Raw genomic sequence first — 18,946 nt, 5'->3', positions numbered from 1 at the left:
CTAAAGCTCAATGGCATGAGCCCTGTGAAATACAGGGCTCATGCTGCAGGGGCTGCTAGCTGAAACTGTCCAACTTACTGGGGGCAGTCCAACCTGTGGGAGCGGGCAAGCCCGCGAAGAGGCCAACCCCAATCTAAAGTTTGAACCCACCCATCTGCCGCGCCAGGTCATCAGCCAAGCTACGCAACGCCTGACATTCCTCCCGGCACCCTTGCACCTCGGCCGCCGTCTCCCGCGCCAGATCGGAAATCCCCTGCACCGTGCGGTTGATTTCCTCGGTCACCGCCGACTGCTCTTCAGTCGCCGTAGCCACCTGGTGGTTCATGTCGCTGATGTGCTCCACCTGATCAGTAATCGCACCCAGCGACGCCCCTGTACGCTGGCTCGCTTCCACACCGGTGCCCGTCGCCTGCTGCCCTGCCTGCATCGAGGTCACCGCAGAACCTGCCCCTTGCTTGAGGCGCTGGATCATCTGCTGCACTTCATCGGTGGACAACTGCGTGCGCCGGGCCAGCGTCCGTACTTCATCGGCGACCACGGCAAAACCGCGACCCATGTCCCCTGCCCGCGCGGCTTCGATGGCAGCATTCAGCGCCAACAGGTTGGTCTGCTCGGAAATACTGCGGATTACCGCCAATACTTCATCGATCGAGGCCACTTCATCAGCCAACTGGCTGACTGCATCGGCGGCCTTGCCAATGTCGCCCGACATGCCCTCGATGCCCCGGACCGACCGCTGCACCACCTCGCGCGCCTGCAATGCCTCATCCCGTGCCGCCTGCGACGCTTGAGCTGCCTGACCGGCGTTGCGCGCAATGTCCTGCACGGTCAGGCCCATCTCGTGCACGGCGGTGGCGACCATTGCGGTCATGTCTTGCTGGCGCCCAGAGCGCTCGGCGGTGTTGTCCACTACCTGCGTCACCTGCTCCACGGCCCGGTGCAGGCGCTCGGAAGTATTCAGTACCTCGCCGATCAGGTCGCGCTGGCTGCCCTGGAAGCGGTTGAAGCCACGGGCCAGGTCGCCCAGCTCATCCGGGCGTGAGTCATCCAGGCGCTGGCTGAGGTCGCCCGCACCGCTGCCAATCTGCACCAGCGCAGCGGTGACGCGCCGCAGCGGCCGCACCAGGCCGCGTGCCAGCAACACCACCAGCAGCAACGATACCAAGGCTACGGCGCCACCAATCAGGCTGGTCAGCCATACCGCCTGTTGCATGGGGGCGTAGATTTCCGCTTCCGGCACTTCGGCGACCAAGGTCCAGTTCAGGTCACGCAAAGGCAAGCCAAAGGCCAGGTATTGTTCGCCGTCACGCTCGAAGCGGCCGCTGCGCAGGCTGGCGCCGCCGCTCAGTACCGCCTTGGCGGCCTGGGCGCCAAGCTGCTCGCCGAGCTGGCGCTTGCCACTTAACGCTGCTTCCGGGTGCACCTGGACAAGGCCATCGTTGCGCACCAGAAATACCTTGCCATGCTCGCCGAAACTGAAGTCGTGGATCAGTTTCGACAGCTCGGTCATTTGCAGGCCCATACCGGCCACGCCGACCAACCGGCCGTTCTTTTCCACGCGGTAGTCGATGAACAGCGCCAGCTCGCCCGTAGAGCCGTCGACATCGATGTTGATGAACCGCTCGGCACCGCTGTCGACGTAGCCGTAGAACCAGCTGTCCTTGGGGTTGCTGCGGTCGAGGGTTCGGTCCAGGCCATTTTCGTTGTAGTAATGGCCGGTTTCGGTCGCCACGAACAGGGTGGTGAACGCCCGGTTGCGCTGCTTGGCTGCCGTGAGGTATTCGAGAAACTGCGGGACCTGGGCGGGGTCTTCACCGGCGGCAAGCCAGTCGCGCAGCAGGGTATTGCCGGCAATGTCCGCCGCTGCCACCAGCGGCTGGCCCAGCATGTGTTCGATTTCGTTGCGGATGGCCTCGATGCTGGCCGGCAGGGCGGTGTCCACCAGGTAACGCTCGGTGAGGCGATTGAGCGCCACGGTGAAGATGATGACCACCACCAGGATGCTCGCCAGCAAGGCACCACCCATGCTGGTTATCAATTGCCACTGGATGCTCTTGCGCCAGAAACCCATGCCCTACCCCCCCGCAACATTATTGTTTTGCGAGAAGTGTATACACTTGAGTATTCAGTTAATCCAGTCGTTGGAGACAATGCACTGGAACTTGGGGCTGCTTTGCAGCCCATCGCGACACAAGGCCGCACCTACGGGGGTCGGGTCAACCTGTAGGTGCGGCCTTGTTTGGCGGAGGGGCGCGCAGCGCCCAAAGGACCGATCAGGACTCTGCGATTGTGCGGACGATGGCATCCACGGTCGCGTCGATCTGCGCCTGGGTGCGCGCCAGGGTTTGCTGGTGTTCTTTCTGCAACTCGACCTGCCTGGAGCAAAGGTTGAGGGCAGCCAGTACCAACAGCTTGTCACCGATCAATGTCGGGTACTGGCGCTTGGTTTCGTTAAGGGCAGTGTTGAGCATCCGTGCCGCCTGGGCCAAGGTTTCTTCCTGGCCTTCGGGCGCCTTGATCGAATAGTCGATGCCGAGAATCGACACGACATTGATCGGCTGCTCTTGCAGTCTCATGCGCCGACAACGCCCGCACTGGCGCGCTCAACCAGGGCCTGGATGCGTGCGGCGGTGGCGCCATTCTTTTCTTCCTGCTCCATCAGCGACAGCTGCAGGGTTTCGTTTTCTTCCTTGGCCTGGGCCAGTTCCTGGCCAAGGGCGGTGTTCTGCTCGGCAAGTTGAGCGTTCTTCTGCATCAGGTCGCTGACCAGTTGCTCGATTTGATTCAGGGAAGCTTCCAGCATGGGTCTATCTCAGGTTGTTGCGAGGGGCGCACACGATAAAGAAAACTGCCGCCCATCGCCATTAAATATCGGATTCACAGGGTTGCTGACCCGCAGATTGACAGAGGAACCACCCCCTTGTTCCGACCTGGGTCAACCGCCGGTCAGGAAATGGTTAGCGCCCTCATAATTATTTCGCAGCCGCACTCAAGACTCGGCGGCCACGTCCAATAGCCCGGCAAGCCCCATTTCGTCGCACCTCCAGCACCCCTCCTCTTCCTTGCCTGGAACCCTTCTGCCATGTCTCTACGCAACATGAATATCGCCCCGCGCGCGCTACTTGGCTTCGCGTTGATTGGCCTGTTGATGCTCGGCCTCGGCATCTTTTTGCTGGTCCAAATGGGCAACATCCGCCAGGCAGGCGAGGTCATCGAGCAGGACAACGTACCGAGCATCAAGATTCTGGATGAGCTGAACCTGCGCATGCGCACGCTCTCGTACCGCCTGCTGGTCAACCGCGATGCCCAGACCCAGCGCGATACCCTGAACCTGCTCGACCAGCGCAATGCCCAGATGGACCGCGCCCGCGAGGCCTACGTGCCCATGATCCGCGCCGACGACGAACAGGCAGCCTTCGACCAGCTCAGCCAATACCGCCAACTTGAGTCGCGTATGCGCACCCTCAGCCAGGAGAACCACCTCGATGAACTGAGCGACATGCTGAACCGCGACCTGATGGCCAACTCCGAGCAGATGAACAAGGTCATGGACACCCTGCTACCTGGGGCCGCTTTGCGGCCCATCGCGACACAAGGCCGCTCCTACAAGGGACCGCGATCGCCTGTGGGAGCGGCCTTGTGTCGCGATGGGCTGCGCAGCAGCCCCCCGATTTCGGATCAGTAATCGATCCGCACATCCCCTTTCGGCACGCTGCAGCACGACAGGATGTAGCCTTCGGCTTCGTCCTCTTCGGTGATGCCGCCGTTGTGCTCCATTTCCACTTCGCCACCCAGCTTGAGCACCTTGCACGTACCGCAAATGCCCATGCCGCAGGCTTTCGGGATCATCAGGCCAACCTTGGCTGCCGCGGCATGCACGGTCTCGCCCGGGGCAATGCGAATGCTCTTCTCGCTGCCGATGAACTCCACTAGGTTGAGGTCGGAGACGTCCAGCTCTGGGGCATCGGCCGCCTGCTCGGCGTGTTCCACGGCGTCGGCCTTGGCCTCCGGCGGCGTGGCGCCGAACGATTCCTCGTGGTAATTGGCCATGTCGAAGCCGACCGCTTCCAGCAGGCGCTTGACCGCGTTCATGTACGGCGTCGGGCCGCAGCAGAACACCACGCGCTCCATGTAGTCCGGCGCGATCAGCTCCATCAGCCGCTGGTTCAGGTAACCGCGGTAACCCGCCCACGGCTCACCCAGGCCGTGCTTTTCGCAAATGATGTGCAGGCTGAAGTTGGGGATGCGCGAAGCCATCTGCTCCAGCTCGCGGTGGTAGATGATGTCCTTCGGCGAGCGGGCGCTGTGCACGAACACCATGTCGACATTGGCGTTGGTGTCGTAGAACCAGCGCGCCATCGACATCACCGGGGTAATGCCCACGCCGCCCGACAGGTACAGCACCTTGCCCGAAGGGAAGTCGATGGCATTGAACAGGCCCACAGGGCCGTGTACCGGCACCTCGAGGCCTTCGTGCATGGTGTCGTGCAGGAAGTTCGAGACCAGCCCGCCCGGCACGCGCTTGACGGTGATCGAGAAGCTGTACGGCACCGATGGCGAACTGGAGATGGTATAGGAACGCATCACCGGCTTGCCTTCGATCTCCAGCTCCAGGGTGACGAACTGCCCTGGCTTGAAGAAGAACATGATTGGCTGGTCGGCCATGAAGCAGAAGGTGCGCACGTCCCAGGTCTCCTGGATGACCTTGACGCAGCGCACGATGTGGCGGCCATTGGCCCAGGTCTGGGTAGTGACCGGATTGAGGAAGGTATCGGACATGTTCATCTCCAGCGGCCGACTATGGCCCTTTTTATGGCTGCGATAATGCGCAAGCTGAACACGACGCACATTCCTGCCTGCGACATCGACGTGCTTATCGCGACCAGGCCCGTGGCACAAGGCCTGGCGCGTCGTTATTCAATTCGGCCATGTCGCCCATGGATACGGTTCACGACGTCTTCGGACGCACACTCCACGGCAAAACAACATGCTGTTTTGTCAACGACAGCCTTGCGGCACCACCACAACGATTAGCCACCTTTTGCCGGCCGCGCACGGCCCCGAGGAATACACGATGGACGTCACCGCAACCCTGAGCCTGGGCGATCCACTTGAACCTGCACGCAAGGCTACCGCCGAGATGCTGCAGACCCGCGAGCGCACCTACTCGCTGCCCCAGCCGTTCTACACCGACGAGCGTCTGTTCCAGATCGACATGCAGGAAATCTTCCATAAGGAATGGTTGATTGCCGGCATGACCTGCGAGATCCCGGCCAAGGGCAACTACATCACCCTGCAGATCGGCAAGAACCCGATCATCGTGGTGCGCGGTGCCGAAGGCAAGGTGCATGCCTTCCACAACGTCTGCCGCCACCGCGGCTCACGCCTGTGCGTCAGCGAAAAAGGCAAGGTGGCCAAGCTGGTGTGCCCATACCACCAGTGGACCTACGAGCTGGACGGCCGCTTGCTGTTCGCCGGCACCGAGATGGGTGCCGACTTCGACATGAACCAGTATGGCCTCAAGCCCGTGAACGTGAAGGTCGCTGGCGGCTACATCTTCATCAGCCTGGCGCAGAACCCGCCAGCCATCGACGAGTTCCTGGCCACCCTGGACCACTACATGGAACCGTACGACATGGAAAACACCAAGGTGGCGGTGCAGACCACCTTGATGGAAAAGGCCAACTGGAAGCTGGTACTGGAAAACAACCGCGAGTGCTACCACTGCAACGGTTCGCACCCGGAGCTGCTGCAAACCCTGCTGGAATGGGACGACACAAACGACCCGCGCGCCAGCCAGGAATTCAAGGACCACGTGGCCGCCTCTGCCGCCGCCTGGGAAGCCGAGAAGATCCCTTACCTGCACAAGAGCCATGGCCTGCGTAACCGTATCGTGCGCATGCCGCTGCTCAAGGGCACCGTGTCGATGACCATGGACGGCAAGCAGGCCTGCCAGAAACTGATGGGCCGCATCAAGAACCCGGACCTGGGCTCGATGCGCATCCTGCACCTGCCGCACTCGTGGAACCACTGCATGGGCGACCACATGATCGTGTTCACCGTATGGCCGATCAGTGCCCAGGAAACCATGGTCACCACCAAGTGGCTGGTGCACAAGGACGCTGTGGAAGGTGTGGACTACAACCCGGAAAACATGCGCAAGGTGTGGGACGCCACCAACGACCAGGACCGTCGACTGGCCGAAGAGAACCAGCGCGGGATCAACTCCACCGCGTACCAGCCAGGGCCGTACTCGAAGACTTACGAGTTTGGCGTGGTCAACTTCATCGACTGGTACAGCCAGCGGGTGTTGAACAACCTGGGAGCGGAGCCGGCGCCGTACCTGAAGGAAGTGCAGGCGCAGTAAGAATCACCCGCCACCTGACAACGCTCTGCCTGCTTTGGGCGGAGCGCGTCAGGCTTGCCCAAATCACTGTAAATCACTGCTATTCAGGGACGTCATAGGGGCCCGTCCTCCAAGACCTTATGCTGGCCGCAGCTGCTGCAACCCCTCGCCCTACATAAGTAAATGCGCGGCCTACGCTAGATAGCATCTCATCCAACATCGTGACATCCATGACCGTCTCCAGAGCTACTCCTGGGATTTCCCTCGGGTATTGCCACAGGTACTTGACCAGGTCACTGGCTGACACATAGTTGCCAAAGTATCCGCCGCTCAGATTAGTGCCTGCATTGAACAAGCCCAGTACATCCGTTGCCGTCTGAGAGGCCGGGCTCAGACCAGAGATCGCAGCGTACAGCTGCGCTGCAGTACCAGTGCCCCCTGTAAAGAGGAATTGCTGGTTTGCAACCCTGCTGAAATGGGGCAACTCGCTATGAGTAGCGCCACTCTCCATCCCCCGATTGGTAGCTGCTTCCCGAAAAGCGGCTCTGCGCTTCACTACATTTTGACCAGTACGTGCCAACGCCCCACCCAAGGTGGCACCGCTTGACAGGAAGGCGATGGTTCTTAGCACAACGCTCCAGAATGCGCCGCTTGGGTCATGGCGGTTTACCGGATCTGCCCCACAGTACACATACCCATTGATACCTCCCTTGGAAAAGGGGCTGAGTGAGTCGCAAGTCGTGAAGCGCATCAGGGTCGGGCTATAGAAACGATGGCCATTGCCCAACGGGTAGCTGCCCGTGAATGGATCGCGACGCTGGCCACCAAAAGCCAGGACGGGTGCTGGGCTGGTTTTCCGGAAGCCGTAGGGTGAATAAGCGTGCAGACTTGGCAACACCGAGCGCTGTAGATCTGTCGTCAATAAATAAGTTGCCATAGGTTATCCACAGGTATGAGCTGGCAGGAATACCGTAGCGGTCACAGGAAGGTTTGCCTACTGGCATAAATGTCAGGGGAAATGGCTGATCATTTTTTGGTCAAATCCACCAAGGCGCCATGACTGTAGGGCTACAGAAGACTCCGTACACCTTACCCACAGAAACACCAACAGAGTTTGTGGGCAAAACGCGAAAGCGCGGCGATTGGGTTGTGGATAAGCGATTCAAGACCTTGATAATCATGAATCAGAAGGCCACCGATTCAATTTGATTATTTTTTGATCAATTCTTCTCAAGCCACGACCTGCGCGGGTTTCAGATAGTACCGAACAGATTATCCACAGAGCAGCTAACAGTGATTGTGGGCAAAACCCTATAGAGCCAGGCTCATCCATGACTTATAAGCCGAGTCAGCGCTGATCAAGCCTGCGCGATTCATTGCAGGAGCGGTCTTATGTCGCGATGGGCTGCGCAGCAGCCCCTGGATTTCGAGCCTGACTCAAGATTGCCGGGGCTGCTGCGCAGCCCATCGCGACGCAAGGCCGCTCCTACAAGGGATCGCGTGAAGCCTTAACGCAGCACGCCCTCTTCCACCAGCAGCTTGAGGATGGCCTCGGCGCCTTCCTGTGGAGAAACGTCCTTCAATACCTTGCCGCCCCCCCCACTGGCCTTGGCCGTCGCTGCCTTCATGCGGTCGGCACCGCTCTTGGCCTTGATCACCTTCAACCGCTTGGGGCGTGGCCGGGCCGGTTGCAGCTCTGCCTCGGCCAGCAGTTCGTCTTCGACGATGGCCACGTTACGTGCCGCCAATACGCCCCGGCGTGCCGGGCCAAAGGCACTCTGGCGCGGCTTGGGTGCGGCGTTATCCACAGTCGCCAGCAGCGGCAGGCGAACCTTCAGCCGGCGCCGCTGGCCACGTGGCAGAGCCTGCAGGACCTGGGCGGTGCCGTTGTCGATCGACTCCACCTCGGCCAACCCTACAATCAACGGCCAACCCAGCTTCTCCGCCAGCAGGAACGGTAACATGCCCGACCCCTCGCCGGTCTCGGCCTGGCTGCCGGTCAGCACCAGTTGGGCCCCGGCGTCGCGCAGATAATCGCCCAGCACGCCCAGCACATCGGCACCGGCCGGTTGCTCCAGCACATCGAGGTGGTCCAGGCCCATGCCCAGGTAAGCGCGCAAAGCCTCTTCCTGTGGATCGCCAGCATGCACCACCTGCAAGTTATCCCCAGCCAGCTGCAAACCCAGCTCCACGGCGCGGGCATCCTGTTCGGCGCGGCGGGCGCGGCCGGAGCTGGGGTGGGCACCGATGGAAACCAGGCTGATCACTTTCGTACTCATGCTCGTGCCCTTATGCCGCGTCGCGCTGGCCGCCGCTGCGGTAGTTGTCCACAGCTTCGATCAACGCCTTGAGAATCGCCGAGCTGTCGCCAATTACCGACAGGTCAGCCCGTTTGATCATGTCGCAGCCCGGGTCCATGTTGATCGCCACCACCTTGTCGCAGGCACCGATGCCCTGCAGGTGCTGGATCGCGCCCGAGATACCCACAGCCACGTAAACCCGTGCAGTGACCCAGGTGCCGGTGGCACCCACCTGACGGTTACGCGGCATGAAGCCATCGTCCACCGCCACCCGCGAGGCGCCTTCGGTCGCGCCGAGGGCGGCTGTGGCCTTGTGGTACAGGTCCCAGTCCTTGACGCCGTTGCCGCCCGAGACGATGAATTCGGCTTCGGCCATGGCGATGGTGGCCGGGTCTACAGCTACCGAGCCAAGGTCCTCGATGCGCGACAGGCTGCGCGCGATGCTTGTGGACAACTCCACCGGCAACGCTTCATGGCGGGTTTCGCTGACCGGCTCGGCACACTCGGCCGCCGCCAGGATCAGCCGTGGCACGGCGCGTTGCAGGTCTTGCTGGCCGGCACCGGCCCGGCCAATGCACTGGCCGTCCTTGACCTGCCAGACCCGCGTCGCCGGGCGTTCGCCCAGGGACGCACCCAGCCGCCGGCCCAGTTCGCCGCCACCGCTGCGGCTGTCGGGCAGCAGCCAGTGGCGCGGGGTGAACTGGTTATCCACAGCGCGCAGGCCCTGCACCAGTTGCTCCGGCGCATAACCTGCGAATTCCTCGCCTTCGAGCACCAGCAGGCGATCGACACCGGCTGTGGAAAAGTTGCTTTCCTTGTGTTCGCCAAACACCACTGCCAGCACGGCGCCGTCGCTGCCGGCCAGGCTATGGGCCAACCCGAGCAGGTCGCGGTCATGGCTGCTCAGGCGGCCGCCGACCATGTCTGGCACCACGGCAATGTAGAACGCCGGCTCAGGCACCTGGTGCAGCGGCAACTTGACCTCGGCCGCCGCGGTGCGTCGGCCGCCCACAGCCGTGCCCTGCTGGGCGCCACTGCGGTCGATACGCTTGAGGCCGGCCGGGCCCACAAAGCCTGCGGCGAGCGCATGTGGGTTCTTGCGGATGATGCCGTTGGGGCCCATCCAGCTGGTCTGTTGCGTCTGCATCGCAGCATGCAGCGGATGCAGACGGTTACGGGCGATCCACTCGGCGCGTGGGTCGCGGCGGACAATGTCGCTCATCAGTGCACCTCCGCAGGTTCACGTTTGGCCGCTTGCGGCTTGGCGGCGGCAGGCGCGTCTTCTTCGATCAACACATCAGCCACCAGCTCGGCCAGGTCCTTGATCTGTGGGCGCGGTTCGACCACGCCTTCGAGCATGGCAGTGCACTGTGGGCAACCCACGGCTACCAGCTCAGCCTTGGTTTCGCGGATGTCGTCCATGCGCATGTCCGGAATACGCTGCTTGCCGGGGATGTCGGTGATCGGCGCACCGCCGCCACCGCCACAGCACCGCGAACGGAAGCCCGAGCGCTCCATTTCGCGCACTTCGATACCCAGCGCCTTGAGCACCGCACGCGGGGCTTCGTACTCGCCGTTGTAACGGCCCAGGTAGCACGGGTCGTGGTAGGTGACGCTGCCGCCCTTGTGCTGGCCCAAATTCAGCTTGTTGGCCGCGATCAGCTCGGCAATGTAAGTGCTGTGGTGCTGCACCTGGTAGTCGCCGCCCAATGCACCGTATTCGTTCTTCAACACATGGAAGCTGTGCGGGTCGCAGGTGACGATACGCTGGAACTTGTACTTGGCCAGGGTCTGGATATTGCGCTTGGCCAGTTGCTGGAAGGTCGCTTCGTCGCCCAGGCGGCGCGCCACGTCGCCGCTGTCGCGTTCTTCCAGGCCAAGCACGGCAAAGTCGACACCCGAGGCCTTGAGCACTTTGACGAACGAGCGCAAGGTGCGCTGGTTGCGCATGTCGAATGCGCCATCGCCCACCCAGAACAGCACCTCGGTGGTTTTCACCTCCGACAGCAGTTGCAGGTTGAGGTCGGCGGCCCAGTTCATACGCCCGCCAGGCGCGAAACCGCCAGGGTTGTCGGTGGCGATCAGGTTGTCCAGCACCTCGGCGCCCTTGTTCGGCGTGGCACCCTTCTCCAGGGTGAGGTGGCGGCGCATGTCGACGATGGCATCGACGTGCTCGATCATCATCGGGCACTCTTCGACACAGGCACGGCAGGTGGTGCACGACCACAGCGTTTCAGCGTCGACCAGGCCATTGACGATTGGCTGGTGCGGGCTGCCGCCGTGCTCGCCAATCGGCTTGCCAGGGTACGGGCTGCCGGCGAACTGGGCGTCGGTGCCACCGGCCAGGCCGATGACCATGTCCTGGATGAGTTTTTTCGGGTTCAACGGCTGGCCAGCGGCAAAGGCCGGGCACATGGCTTCGCACTTGCCGCACTGTACGCAGGCATCGAAGCCAAGCAATTGGTTCCAGGTGAAGTCCACCGGTTTTTCCACGCCCAGCGGCGCGTTGGGGTCTTCCAGGTCCAGTGGCTTGAGGCCGGTGGAGCGGCCACCGCCAAAGCGTTCGGCGCGGCGGTGCCAGGCCAGGTGCAGGGCACCGGCGAAGGCGTGCTTCATCGGGCCGCCCCAGGTCATGCCGAAGAACAGCTCGGACACGCCCCACAGCACGCCCAGGCCAAGGATGCCGACCATCACCCAGCCACCGGTGTTGGCCGGCAGGATGCCAGCAACCGGCAGGGTGGCGATGAAGAAACTCACGGCAAACGCCAGGAGGCTCTTGGGCAGGCGCATCCACGGGCCCTTGGACAGGCGCGAAGGCGGGTTGAGGCGGCGCTTGAAGACAAAGATGGCACCGCTGAACATGATCACCGTGGCGACCAGCAGCGCGTAACCAAGGATCTTGCTCTGCAGGCCAAAGCCGTGCACCAGGATCGCCAGCACGGCCGACAGCACGAAGCCGCCTGCGGTGGCCACGTGGGTCTTGGACATGTACTTGTCGCGCTCGACCACATGGTGCAGGTCCACCAGGTAGCGGCGCGGCATGGCCAGCAGGCCGCCGATCAGGTCGACCTTGGAGGCCCGGCCACGTCGCCACATACGCACCCGGCGCAAGGCGCCGAGCACTGCCAGGCCAAGGGCAGCGAACAGCAGGATGGGTAACAGGGTGTTCAACATGGGAGGCTCCCACAACAGCTGGATTCTTGCGCCACCTCAAGGGCGGCGCGGACCCCTGTAGGAGCGGCCTTGTGTCGCGAAAGGGCCCTGAAGCGGCCCCAGCATTCTCAGCGCTGATGAATTGCTGGGGCCGCTTCGCAGCCCTTTCGCGACACAAGGCCGCTCCTACAGGGGGGCCAGTCCCGTCTCTAGATAGACGGTGCGATCAGAAGTCCTTGCACAGGCGCAAGGCGTCGTAGATCGCCGCATGCACGTTGCGCTGGGCCACGCAGTCACCGATGCGGTACAGCAGGTAGCCTTCGCCCGGCTGGCTGAGGATCGGCTGTGGCTTGATGGCGAACAGCGCCTCCACGTCGATCTGGCCTTTGTTGCGCGAACCTTCCTTCAGCGCGTAATACAGCTGCTCGTCAGGGCGCACGCCGTTTTCCACCACCACCTGGTCAACCACGCGCTCTTCCTTGGCGCCGGTGTACTCGTTCTCCAGCACCGCCACCAGCTTGTCGCCTTCGCGGTAGACCTTTTCCAGCATCATGTCGCCGGTCATGATCACTTCTTTCGGGTACATGCTGCGGTAGTAGGTCGGGAAGGTAGTACCGCCCATGGCGACGCCCGGCTTGATATCGTCGGTGACGATCTCGACCTGGCTGCCCTTGTCGGCGATGAAGTCGGCCACCGACATGCCGGTGAACTCGCAGATGGTGTCGTACACCAGCACGTTCTTGCCCGGCGCAACCTTGCCGTCGAGTACGTCCCAGCTGCTGACCACCAGCCCTTCGGCGGCGCCCCAGTGTTCGTTCTGCTCAAGGAACGAGTGGCCACCTACCGCCAGCACGATCACGTCCGGGCGCAGGTCCTGGATCGTCGCCACGTCGGCGGCGGTGCCCAGGCGCAAGTCGACCTTCAGGCGCGCCAGTTCCAGCTGGTACCAGCGGGTGATACCGGCAATCTGGTCACGTTGCGGTGCCTTGGCGGCGATGGTGATCTGCCCGCCGATCTGGTCCTTCTTCTCGAACAGGGTCACATCGTGGCCACGCTCGGCGGCCACGCGGGCCGCTTCCATGCCCGCCGGGCCGGCACCTACCACCACCACCTTGCGCTTCACGCCAGTGGTCTTCTCGATGATGTGCGGCACGCCCATGTATTCACGGGAGGTGGCGGCGTTCTGGATGCACAGCACATCCAGGCCCTGGTACTGGCGGTCGATGCAATAGTTGGCACCGACGCACTGCTTGATCTGGTCGATCTGGCCCATCTTGATCTTGGCGATCAGGTGCGGGTCGGCCATGTGCGCACGGGTCATGCCGACCATGTCCACGTAGCCGCCTTCGAGAATGCGCGTGGCCTGGTTCGGGTCCTTGATGTTCTGTGCGTGCAGCACGGGTACCTTGACCACTTCCTTGATACCGGCCGCCAGGTGCAGGAACGGCTCTGGCGGGTAGCTCATGTTCGGGATGACGTTGGCCAGGGTGTTGTGGGTGTCGCAACCCGAGCCGACCACACCGATGAAGTCCAGCATGCCGGTCGCGTCGTAGTAGGCCGCGATCTGCTTCATGTCTTCGTGGCTGAGGCCATCGGGGTGGAACTCGTCGCCACAGATACGCATGCCCACGCAGAAATCGTCACCGACTTCGGCGCGCACAGCCTTCAGCACTTCCAGGCCGAACTTCATGCGGCCCTCGAACGTGCCGCCCCATTCGTCGGTACGCTTGTTGACCCGCGGGCTCCAGAACTGGTCGATCATGTGCTGGTGCACTGCCGACAGCTCGACACCGTCCAGGCCGCCCTCTTTGGCGCGACGCGCGGCCTGGGCGTAGTTGCCGATCACCCGCCAGATCTCTTCCACCTCGATGGTCTTGCAGGTGGCGCGGTGCACCGGTTCGCGAATACCCGAAGGCGACATCAGGGTCGGCCAGTTGAAGCCGTCCCAGCGCGAGCGGCGGCCCATGTGGGTAATCTGGATCATGATCTTGGCCCCATGCTTGTGCATGGCGTCGGCCAGGTTCTGGAAGTGCGGGATGATGCGGTCGGTGGAAAGGTTGACCGATGCCCACCATTCCTGGGGGCTGTCGATGGCCACCACCGACGAACCGCCGCAGATCGCCAGGCCGATACCGCCCTTGGCCTTTTCTTCGTAATACTTCACATAGCGGTCGGTCGTCATGCCGCCGTCAGTGGCGTAGACCTCGGCGTGCGCGGTGCTGAGCACGCGGTTGCGGATGGTCAGTTTGCCGATCTGGATCGGCTGGAACATTGCTTCGAATGCCATGACGCTATCTCCGGCTTACAACGGCTTTGTAACGAACAGGCCATCTTCGTGGCCTTCTTCCGACCCGCCATAGACCTGTTCGGCCACAGTGCGGATAGCGCTGCCGCGGGCAGCGAGAATCTGGTCCATGGCGCCGGCGAACCAGCCGGTGAACATGTAGTCGACCTTGCGGCCGCACTTGCCATAGACGTACACGAACGCCGAGTGCTTGAGCTTGACGCTGCAGGTGCCCTTATCCAGGTCGATGTCCTGGATCTCGAACAGGCCCCAGCCACGCTGGCTCAGGCGCTTCATGTAATGCTCGAACACCGCCACGCCTTCCAGGCCATGGCATTCGGCTTCTTTTTCACACCAGTGCCAGGCGGACTTGTAGCCGGCCTTGTAGAGAATCTCGGCGTACTTGTCGGCGCCCAGTACCTCTTCGATACCCATGTGGTTGTTGACGAAGAAATGGCGCGGCACGTACAGCATCGGCAGGGCGTCGCTGGTCCAGACACCGGTCTCGCTGTCGACTTCGATTGGCAATTGCGGGGCGATTTTGGCCATGGAAACTCAACTCCATAAAAATTTTTGTTTGGGTGCCCCGGCGTTGCTGGCAGGGGCATTCAGGCTTGGAGAGCGGCTTATTCGCCCCACACGTCCTTGAGGACGTTGACCCAGTTCTCGCCCATGATCTTGCGCACCACGCGCTCGGAGTGGCCGCGCTTGAGCAAGGTTTCGGTGAGGTTGGGGAATTCACCCACGGTACGGATACCCAGCGGGTTGATGATCTTGCCGAAGTTGGTCAGGCGGCGGGCGTAACCCTTGTCGTGGGTCAGGTACTCGAAGAAGTCCTGGCCGTGGCCTTGGGTAAAGTCGGTACCGATGCCGATCGCGTCTTCACCCACGATGTTCATGGTGTACTCGATGGCTTCGGCGTAGTCGTCGATGGTCGAATCGATACCCTTGGCCAGGAACGGGGCGAACATGGTCACGCCAACGAAGCCGCCGTGGTCGGCGATGAACTTCAGCTCGGCGTCGGACTTGTTGCGCGGGTGCTCCTTGAGGCCCGATGGCAGGCAGTGCGAGTAGCACACCGGCTTTTTCGATTCGAGAATGACTTCTTCGGAGGTTTTGGAGCCGACGTGGGACAGGTCGCACATGATGCCGACGCGGTTCATTTCGGCGACGATCTCGCGACCAAAGCCCGACAGGCCGCCGTCGCGCTCGTAGCAACCGGTGCCCACCAGGTTCTGGGTGTTGTAGCACATCTGCACGATGCCAACGCCCAGTTGCTTGAACACGTCGACGTAGGCGATCTGGTCTTCGAAGGCATGGGCGTTCTGGAAGCCGAAGAGAATGCCGGTCTTGCCCAGTTCCTTGGCCTTGCGGATGTCGGCGGTAGTGCGCACCGGCATTACCAGGTCGCTGTTGTCGCGGATCAGCTTCTGGCTGGCGGCGATCTGGTCGACGGTTGCCTTGAACCCTTCCCACACCGATACCGTGCAGTTGGCCGCAGTGAGCCCGCCTTTGCGCATGTCCTCGAACAGCTCGCGGTTCCACTTGGCAATGATCAGGCCGTCAATGACGATACTGTCGGCGTGAAGTTCGGCTGGGCTCATCAGGCTGTCCCCTTTTATCGAATGGGTTGGCGCCAAACCTTGTGCCGGCGCTTTGGGGCCAGCATATGCCTGTGCCCAAAGGCGCCCCGATGCAAAAACGACAGGGGGTTTGCCGAAAGCGTCAATGCGCGACAACAGGGCATCTGGCGCGCGGGCTGGCGATGCGAGACAGTCTCGACAACGGCATTTGCGGCCACTTCATGAACATTTGGTCAGGTAGCTACCGCCAGAGCGCAGGCTGAGCGAGAATCCCTGCGATTCGACAGCCAGGTGAGGAGAAAAAGGATGAAATCAATGGCATGGCTGGCGCTGCTGGCCGTTGTGAGCGGGGCCCAGGCCAGCGAGGAAGAAAGCACGCCTTGCGACAATGTGGAAACCGACCAGCAAACCTTCGCCTGCGCAGCATTCAACAAGCAGGTCGCCGAGCGTGAGCTGCAGTCGGCCTACGACGAACTCGCCGCACGCATGCGTGACCAGTTCGGCGACGAAGCCGGCCTGATGTCGCGAATAGAGGCAGCCGAGCAACTCTGGCGTCAACTGCGTGATGCAGACTGCAAGGTCGAAACCCACGCTGAACAGCCAGGCAGCAAGGCCTACCAGACTGCCTGGAACAGCTGCATTGCACAGCGCAGCGATGAGCGGGCGGAATACCTGCGCGGCCTGGGCCTGCAAGACGGTGACGAGCCAGCCCCCGAAGATTGATCAGCACCAGAGAAGGACCAACGCCCGAGGAACAACATGCCGCTGATGCTCCCTGCGTCGTTGCTCGATAGTGCCCTCAGACCACGTGCTCAGCATGTGTGTCTTGAAATTCAAAACTATCAAGGAATTACAAAGTGGCTGACATCAAAGTTGAAATGGAAAAAATCCGCAAAGAGGGGCAGGAGCGCGTTGCCGCTACCGGCCAGGCCATCTGCGTTTTCGCTGACAATGTGCCCGCCGACGTTGCCCAAGACATCCTGTCCGGCCTGGGCTTGATGACCGCACTGGCCAACAAGAAGTTCGACAAGGAAACCCAGCAGCGCGAGTGGTACAACTTCTACAACGATGGCCTGATTAAATTCGGCTGGACCATGACAGGTACTGCACATGCCGAAGATGCCATTGATGAGGACAACCTGACCCTGGCAGAGCTGATCACCAAGTCCGTCACCATCAGCGTTGCCGCGGACCCTCGCCGCGCCGCTTGCGCCAGGCGTGCTCTGCAGGTTGTCGTGCAGAAGCCGGAAGTCAAGGCACACCTGGAAAAGCACAGCCATAGCGAATCCGGCAAATCGAGCAACTTCGTGGTAGCCCAGTGCGAAATGACGCCACAAGGCCTGCCCGCCATGTACATGACCAGCTTCCAGGCCAGCTACGACTCGAAGATCGAGCGTGAGGGCGCCCTGACCCGCAAGGTCGACAGAACGTCTACCCGCGTCTACCGCGCTTCGCAACAAGGCACGTTCAGCGTTCGTCACTTCGACGCTGCGCGGGAACTTGTGAACGAGAAAGTCAAAAAAGACCTCGGCGAGTTTTTCACTAGCTGATGAGCGAGGCCGGGTACCAGAAGGTGCTGGTACCCGGTTCTGGTCATGTGCAGCCATCGAGGAACTATGCCACATGAGCGATACAAGCCTGGACACCCGAATATTCGAGGAGCGGCTAAGAATAAAGCCTGCCCCCTGGCTGACACTCGAGACATGGGAAGATTTGCAGCTCTGCCTGCGTCATTCACAAGCATTGGCCAATGAAAGCTACTCGATGGAGACCCAGCCTCGGCAATGGTTCGCGCACGCCCTCGCCACCTTGAAATCATTGAAATTCAGCCTGTGTGAACATACACACAAAACCATTGTGTATGAGCCGCACTTGCTTGCGCTCAGCGATGTATACAATGGCTTTCTACCGCCACTGCGCGTCAAAGGGCCTTGGTTCAAAAGCCTGGAAGAAAATATTCAAAACGCCCTGCAGTCGGCGGGTGCACGTAAATTCACCGTCATGAACGCTTCTTCACACCTAAGTATCGAAATGGACCATGAAGGTGACCAGGTTCCGGTGGCGATCCTGTTTTATACCTACTGCGTTACCGACCCGGTCGAGCCCACCCGAAAGTTGAACCTGACATTCGACCATCTGGGTGCACGCTTCAATGCAGAAGGTTTTGCCCCGCTTCGCAAGGACCTGCAAGCGAGCAACCGGGAAAAACTGAGGGCGATTCTCAAGCGCGAGCTTGAGTGAAGCTCATTTGGGGCCGCCCGGCCGACGTTCCTCCCGCGGGCACCGCCCAAACTTCAGCTTGTAGCGCCGCGTAAAATACGATGGAAGTTCAAACCCGCACGCAATGCTGACCTGGGTCACCGACATGTCGGTCTGGGCCAACAGCTGACGCGCCTTGTCCAGCCGTAACGCGAGATAGAAACTGCTGGGTGTGGTATCCAGGTGTATGCGAAACAACCGCTCCAGTTGACGCCTCGTGACCTTGATCGCGGCTGCCAGATCCAGCGTGGTCAGTGGTGGCTCGAAGTGTTTTTCCATTTCGCCAATGGCATGGATCAGCTTCTTGTTACTGATGCCGTAACGCGCGCCGATCTGCATGCGCTGGTGGTCCTGGCGCTGACGGATACGCCCCAGCACGAACTGCTCGGACACTTTCACCGCCAGTTCGCTGCCATGAGCCTGGGCAATCAAGTACAGCATCAGATCGATCGAGGCCGTTCCGCCTGCGCAGGTGATGCGGCTGCGGTCAATCTCGAACAGCTCCTGGGTGGCCTGAAGACCTGGATAGCGTTCCTTGAAGGCCTCCAGCGCCTCCCAATGCAACGTCGCCCGGTAACCCTCGAGCAGCCCCGCCTCGGCCAAAACCATCGCACCGGTGTCGATGCCCCCAAGCATGACAGCGTCATGGTTGAGCCGGCGCAGCGCATGCAACAGTTTGGGTGCGACATTGGCAAGTGGTTCGAAGCCCGCAACCACCAGCAGGATGTCGGGCGGCGCGCCCTCCCCCAGAGCGGCATCGGCATTGATGGACATGCCATTGCTCGCCAGCACCGCCTCACCGTTCAGGCTCAGCACCTGCCACCGGTACAACGGCCCGCCAAAACGGTTGGCTACCCGCAGTGGTTCCACCGCGGAAATGAACCCCATGGCGGAAAAACCGGGCACCAACAGAAAGGCAATCGTCTCCATCATCCCCCTCCACAGAAACTGGTCGCCCAGGTGCTAATTCCTGTCGCTAGCGTGCGCTTGGGCAAGATGGCGCCAGCGTAGCGTATTCACA

Annotated in this window: 16 protein-coding genes and 1 pseudogene; 5 read left to right on the top strand and 12 right to left on the bottom strand. The window is 61.6% G+C overall.

Going from position 1 to position 18,946, the window contains the following annotated elements; translation table 11 throughout:
* Positions 1-133 precede the first annotated feature (133 nt).
* The 3 genes from QME24_RS13055 to QME24_RS13045 all read right to left on the bottom strand — a co-directional run bounded on the left by QME24_RS13055 (position 134) and on the right by QME24_RS13045 (position 2,803).
* Positions 134-2,071, bottom strand: coding sequence for a methyl-accepting chemotaxis protein (locus tag QME24_RS13055; protein WP_054906169.1), 1,938 nt, complete (start codon positions 2,069-2,071; stop codon positions 134-136).
* Between the two features lie 202 nt (positions 2,072-2,273).
* Positions 2,274-2,576 (bottom strand): cell division protein ZapA, encoded by a 303-nt coding sequence (locus tag QME24_RS13050; protein WP_232892613.1) that lies wholly within the window; start codon positions 2,574-2,576, stop codon positions 2,274-2,276.
* Positions 2,573-2,803, bottom strand: a complete 231-nt coding sequence (locus QME24_RS13045; RefSeq protein ID WP_009683367.1) for a hypothetical protein — start codon at positions 2,801-2,803, stop codon at positions 2,573-2,575. The genes QME24_RS13050 and QME24_RS13045 overlap by 4 nt, the downstream gene beginning before the upstream one ends.
* Positions 2,804-3,082: 279 nt before the next feature.
* Here QME24_RS13045 and QME24_RS13040 point away from each other — a divergent pair.
* Positions 3,083-3,562, top strand: a pseudogene (locus tag QME24_RS13040) (MCP four helix bundle domain-containing protein); the annotation flags it as partial.
* Positions 3,563-3,678: 116 nt separating this feature from the next.
* Here QME24_RS13040 and gbcB read toward each other — a convergent pair.
* Positions 3,679-4,779, bottom strand: a complete 1,101-nt coding sequence (gbcB, locus tag QME24_RS13035) for a glycine-betaine demethylase subunit GbcB (RefSeq protein WP_009682911.1) — start codon at positions 4,777-4,779, stop codon at positions 3,679-3,681.
* Between the two features lie 295 nt (positions 4,780-5,074).
* Here gbcB and gbcA point away from each other — a divergent pair, with 295 nt between their 5' ends.
* Entirely contained in the window at positions 5,075-6,367 is a 1,293-nt protein-coding gene (gene gbcA, locus QME24_RS13030; RefSeq protein WP_009682910.1) for a glycine-betaine demethylase subunit GbcA, read from the top strand.
* Between the two features lie 79 nt (positions 6,368-6,446).
* Here the strand turns inward: gbcA and QME24_RS13025 are convergent, their stop codons facing one another.
* From QME24_RS13025 to QME24_RS12995, 7 genes are all read right to left on the bottom strand, one after another.
* A complete protein-coding gene (locus QME24_RS13025) occupies positions 6,447-7,283 on the bottom strand; it encodes an RHS repeat-associated core domain-containing protein (protein ID WP_232892259.1) in 837 nt (278 codons plus the stop codon).
* A 571-nt stretch (positions 7,284-7,854) separates the two neighbouring features.
* Entirely contained in the window at positions 7,855-8,625 is a 771-nt protein-coding gene (locus tag QME24_RS13020) for an electron transfer flavoprotein subunit beta (RefSeq protein WP_003255694.1), read from the bottom strand.
* Positions 8,626-8,635: 10 nt separating this feature from the next.
* Positions 8,636-9,868: an electron transfer flavoprotein subunit alpha/FixB family protein gene (locus tag QME24_RS13015; protein WP_029886396.1), complete on the bottom strand. Its 1,233-nt coding sequence runs from the start codon at positions 9,866-9,868 to the stop codon at positions 8,636-8,638.
* Entirely contained in the window at positions 9,868-11,820 is a 1,953-nt protein-coding gene (dgcB, locus tag QME24_RS13010) for a dimethylglycine demethylation protein DgcB (protein WP_009682905.1), read from the bottom strand. The genes QME24_RS13015 and dgcB overlap by 1 nt, the downstream gene beginning before the upstream one ends.
* 205 nt (positions 11,821-12,025) lie before the next feature.
* A complete protein-coding gene (gene dgcA, locus QME24_RS13005) occupies positions 12,026-14,086 on the bottom strand; it encodes a dimethylglycine demethylation protein DgcA (RefSeq protein WP_019096852.1) in 2,061 nt (686 codons plus the stop codon).
* Between the two features lie 15 nt (positions 14,087-14,101).
* On the bottom strand, positions 14,102-14,632 hold the full coding sequence (locus tag QME24_RS13000; protein WP_029886397.1) for a DUF5943 domain-containing protein: 531 nt from the start codon (positions 14,630-14,632) through the stop codon (positions 14,102-14,104).
* A 77-nt stretch (positions 14,633-14,709) separates the two neighbouring features.
* Positions 14,710-15,687 carry a dipeptidase gene (locus QME24_RS12995; protein ID WP_009682902.1) on the bottom strand — a complete coding sequence of 326 codons (978 nt, stop codon included), beginning with the start codon at positions 15,685-15,687 and terminating at the stop codon, positions 14,710-14,712.
* Positions 15,688-15,972: 285 nt separating this feature from the next.
* On the opposite strand from QME24_RS12995, the gene QME24_RS12990 reads away from it, so the two are divergent.
* The 3 genes from QME24_RS12990 (at position 15,973) to QME24_RS12980 (ending at position 17,907) form a co-directional block, all read left to right on the top strand.
* Positions 15,973-16,389: a lysozyme inhibitor LprI family protein gene (locus QME24_RS12990; RefSeq protein ID WP_029886398.1), complete on the top strand. Its 417-nt coding sequence runs from the start codon at positions 15,973-15,975 to the stop codon at positions 16,387-16,389.
* Positions 16,390-16,523: 134 nt separating this feature from the next.
* Positions 16,524-17,216 (top strand): hypothetical protein, encoded by a 693-nt coding sequence (locus tag QME24_RS12985; protein ID WP_054905541.1) that lies wholly within the window; start codon positions 16,524-16,526, stop codon positions 17,214-17,216.
* Between the two features lie 73 nt (positions 17,217-17,289).
* Entirely contained in the window at positions 17,290-17,907 is a 618-nt protein-coding gene (locus tag QME24_RS12980; RefSeq protein WP_280091773.1) for a hypothetical protein, read from the top strand.
* Between the two features lie 3 nt (positions 17,908-17,910).
* Here QME24_RS12980 and QME24_RS12975 read toward each other — a convergent pair whose 3' ends face one another.
* Positions 17,911-18,858, bottom strand: a complete 948-nt coding sequence (locus QME24_RS12975; protein ID WP_280091774.1) for a GlxA family transcriptional regulator — start codon at positions 18,856-18,858, stop codon at positions 17,911-17,913.
* Positions 18,859-18,946 lie beyond the last annotated feature (88 nt).

Source organism: Pseudomonas sp. PARCl1 (assembly GCF_947311875.1).
Classification (GTDB): Bacteria; Pseudomonadota; Gammaproteobacteria; order Pseudomonadales; family Pseudomonadaceae; genus Aquipseudomonas; species Aquipseudomonas juntendi.
Note: the sequence above shows the minus strand (reverse complement) of the source record. Positions and strands in the feature narration are given on the sequence as shown.

Coding starts and splice junctions, on each gene's coding strand:
- QME24_RS13050 (WP_232892613.1), bottom strand. CDS start 2,576: ATGAGACTGCAAGAGCAGCCGATCAATGTCGTGTCGATTCTCGGCATC.
- QME24_RS13000 (WP_029886397.1), bottom strand. CDS start 14,632: ATGGCCAAAATCGCCCCGCAATTGCCAATCGAAGTCGACAGCGAGACC.
- QME24_RS13025 (WP_232892259.1), bottom strand. CDS start 7,283: ATGGCAACTTATTTATTGACGACAGATCTACAGCGCTCGGTGTTGCCA.
- gbcA (WP_009682910.1), top strand. CDS start 5,075: ATGGACGTCACCGCAACCCTGAGCCTGGGCGATCCACTTGAACCTGCA.
- QME24_RS13045 (WP_009683367.1), bottom strand. CDS start 2,803: ATGCTGGAAGCTTCCCTGAATCAAATCGAGCAACTGGTCAGCGACCTG.
- dgcA (WP_019096852.1), bottom strand. CDS start 14,086: ATGGCATTCGAAGCAATGTTCCAGCCGATCCAGATCGGCAAACTGACC.
- gbcB (WP_009682911.1), bottom strand. CDS start 4,779: ATGTCCGATACCTTCCTCAATCCGGTCACTACCCAGACCTGGGCCAAT.
- QME24_RS13020 (WP_003255694.1), bottom strand. CDS start 8,625: ATGAGTACGAAAGTGATCAGCCTGGTTTCCATCGGTGCCCACCCCAGC.
- QME24_RS12980 (WP_280091773.1), top strand. CDS start 17,290: ATGAGCGATACAAGCCTGGACACCCGAATATTCGAGGAGCGGCTAAGA.
- QME24_RS12995 (WP_009682902.1), bottom strand. CDS start 15,687: ATGAGCCCAGCCGAACTTCACGCCGACAGTATCGTCATTGACGGCCTG.
- QME24_RS13015 (WP_029886396.1), bottom strand. CDS start 9,868: ATGAGCGACATTGTCCGCCGCGACCCACGCGCCGAGTGGATCGCCCGT.
- QME24_RS12975 (WP_280091774.1), bottom strand. CDS start 18,858: ATGATGGAGACGATTGCCTTTCTGTTGGTGCCCGGTTTTTCCGCCATG.
- QME24_RS13055 (WP_054906169.1), bottom strand. CDS start 2,071: ATGGGTTTCTGGCGCAAGAGCATCCAGTGGCAATTGATAACCAGCATG.
- QME24_RS12990 (WP_029886398.1), top strand. CDS start 15,973: ATGAAATCAATGGCATGGCTGGCGCTGCTGGCCGTTGTGAGCGGGGCC.
- dgcB (WP_009682905.1), bottom strand. CDS start 11,820: ATGTTGAACACCCTGTTACCCATCCTGCTGTTCGCTGCCCTTGGCCTG.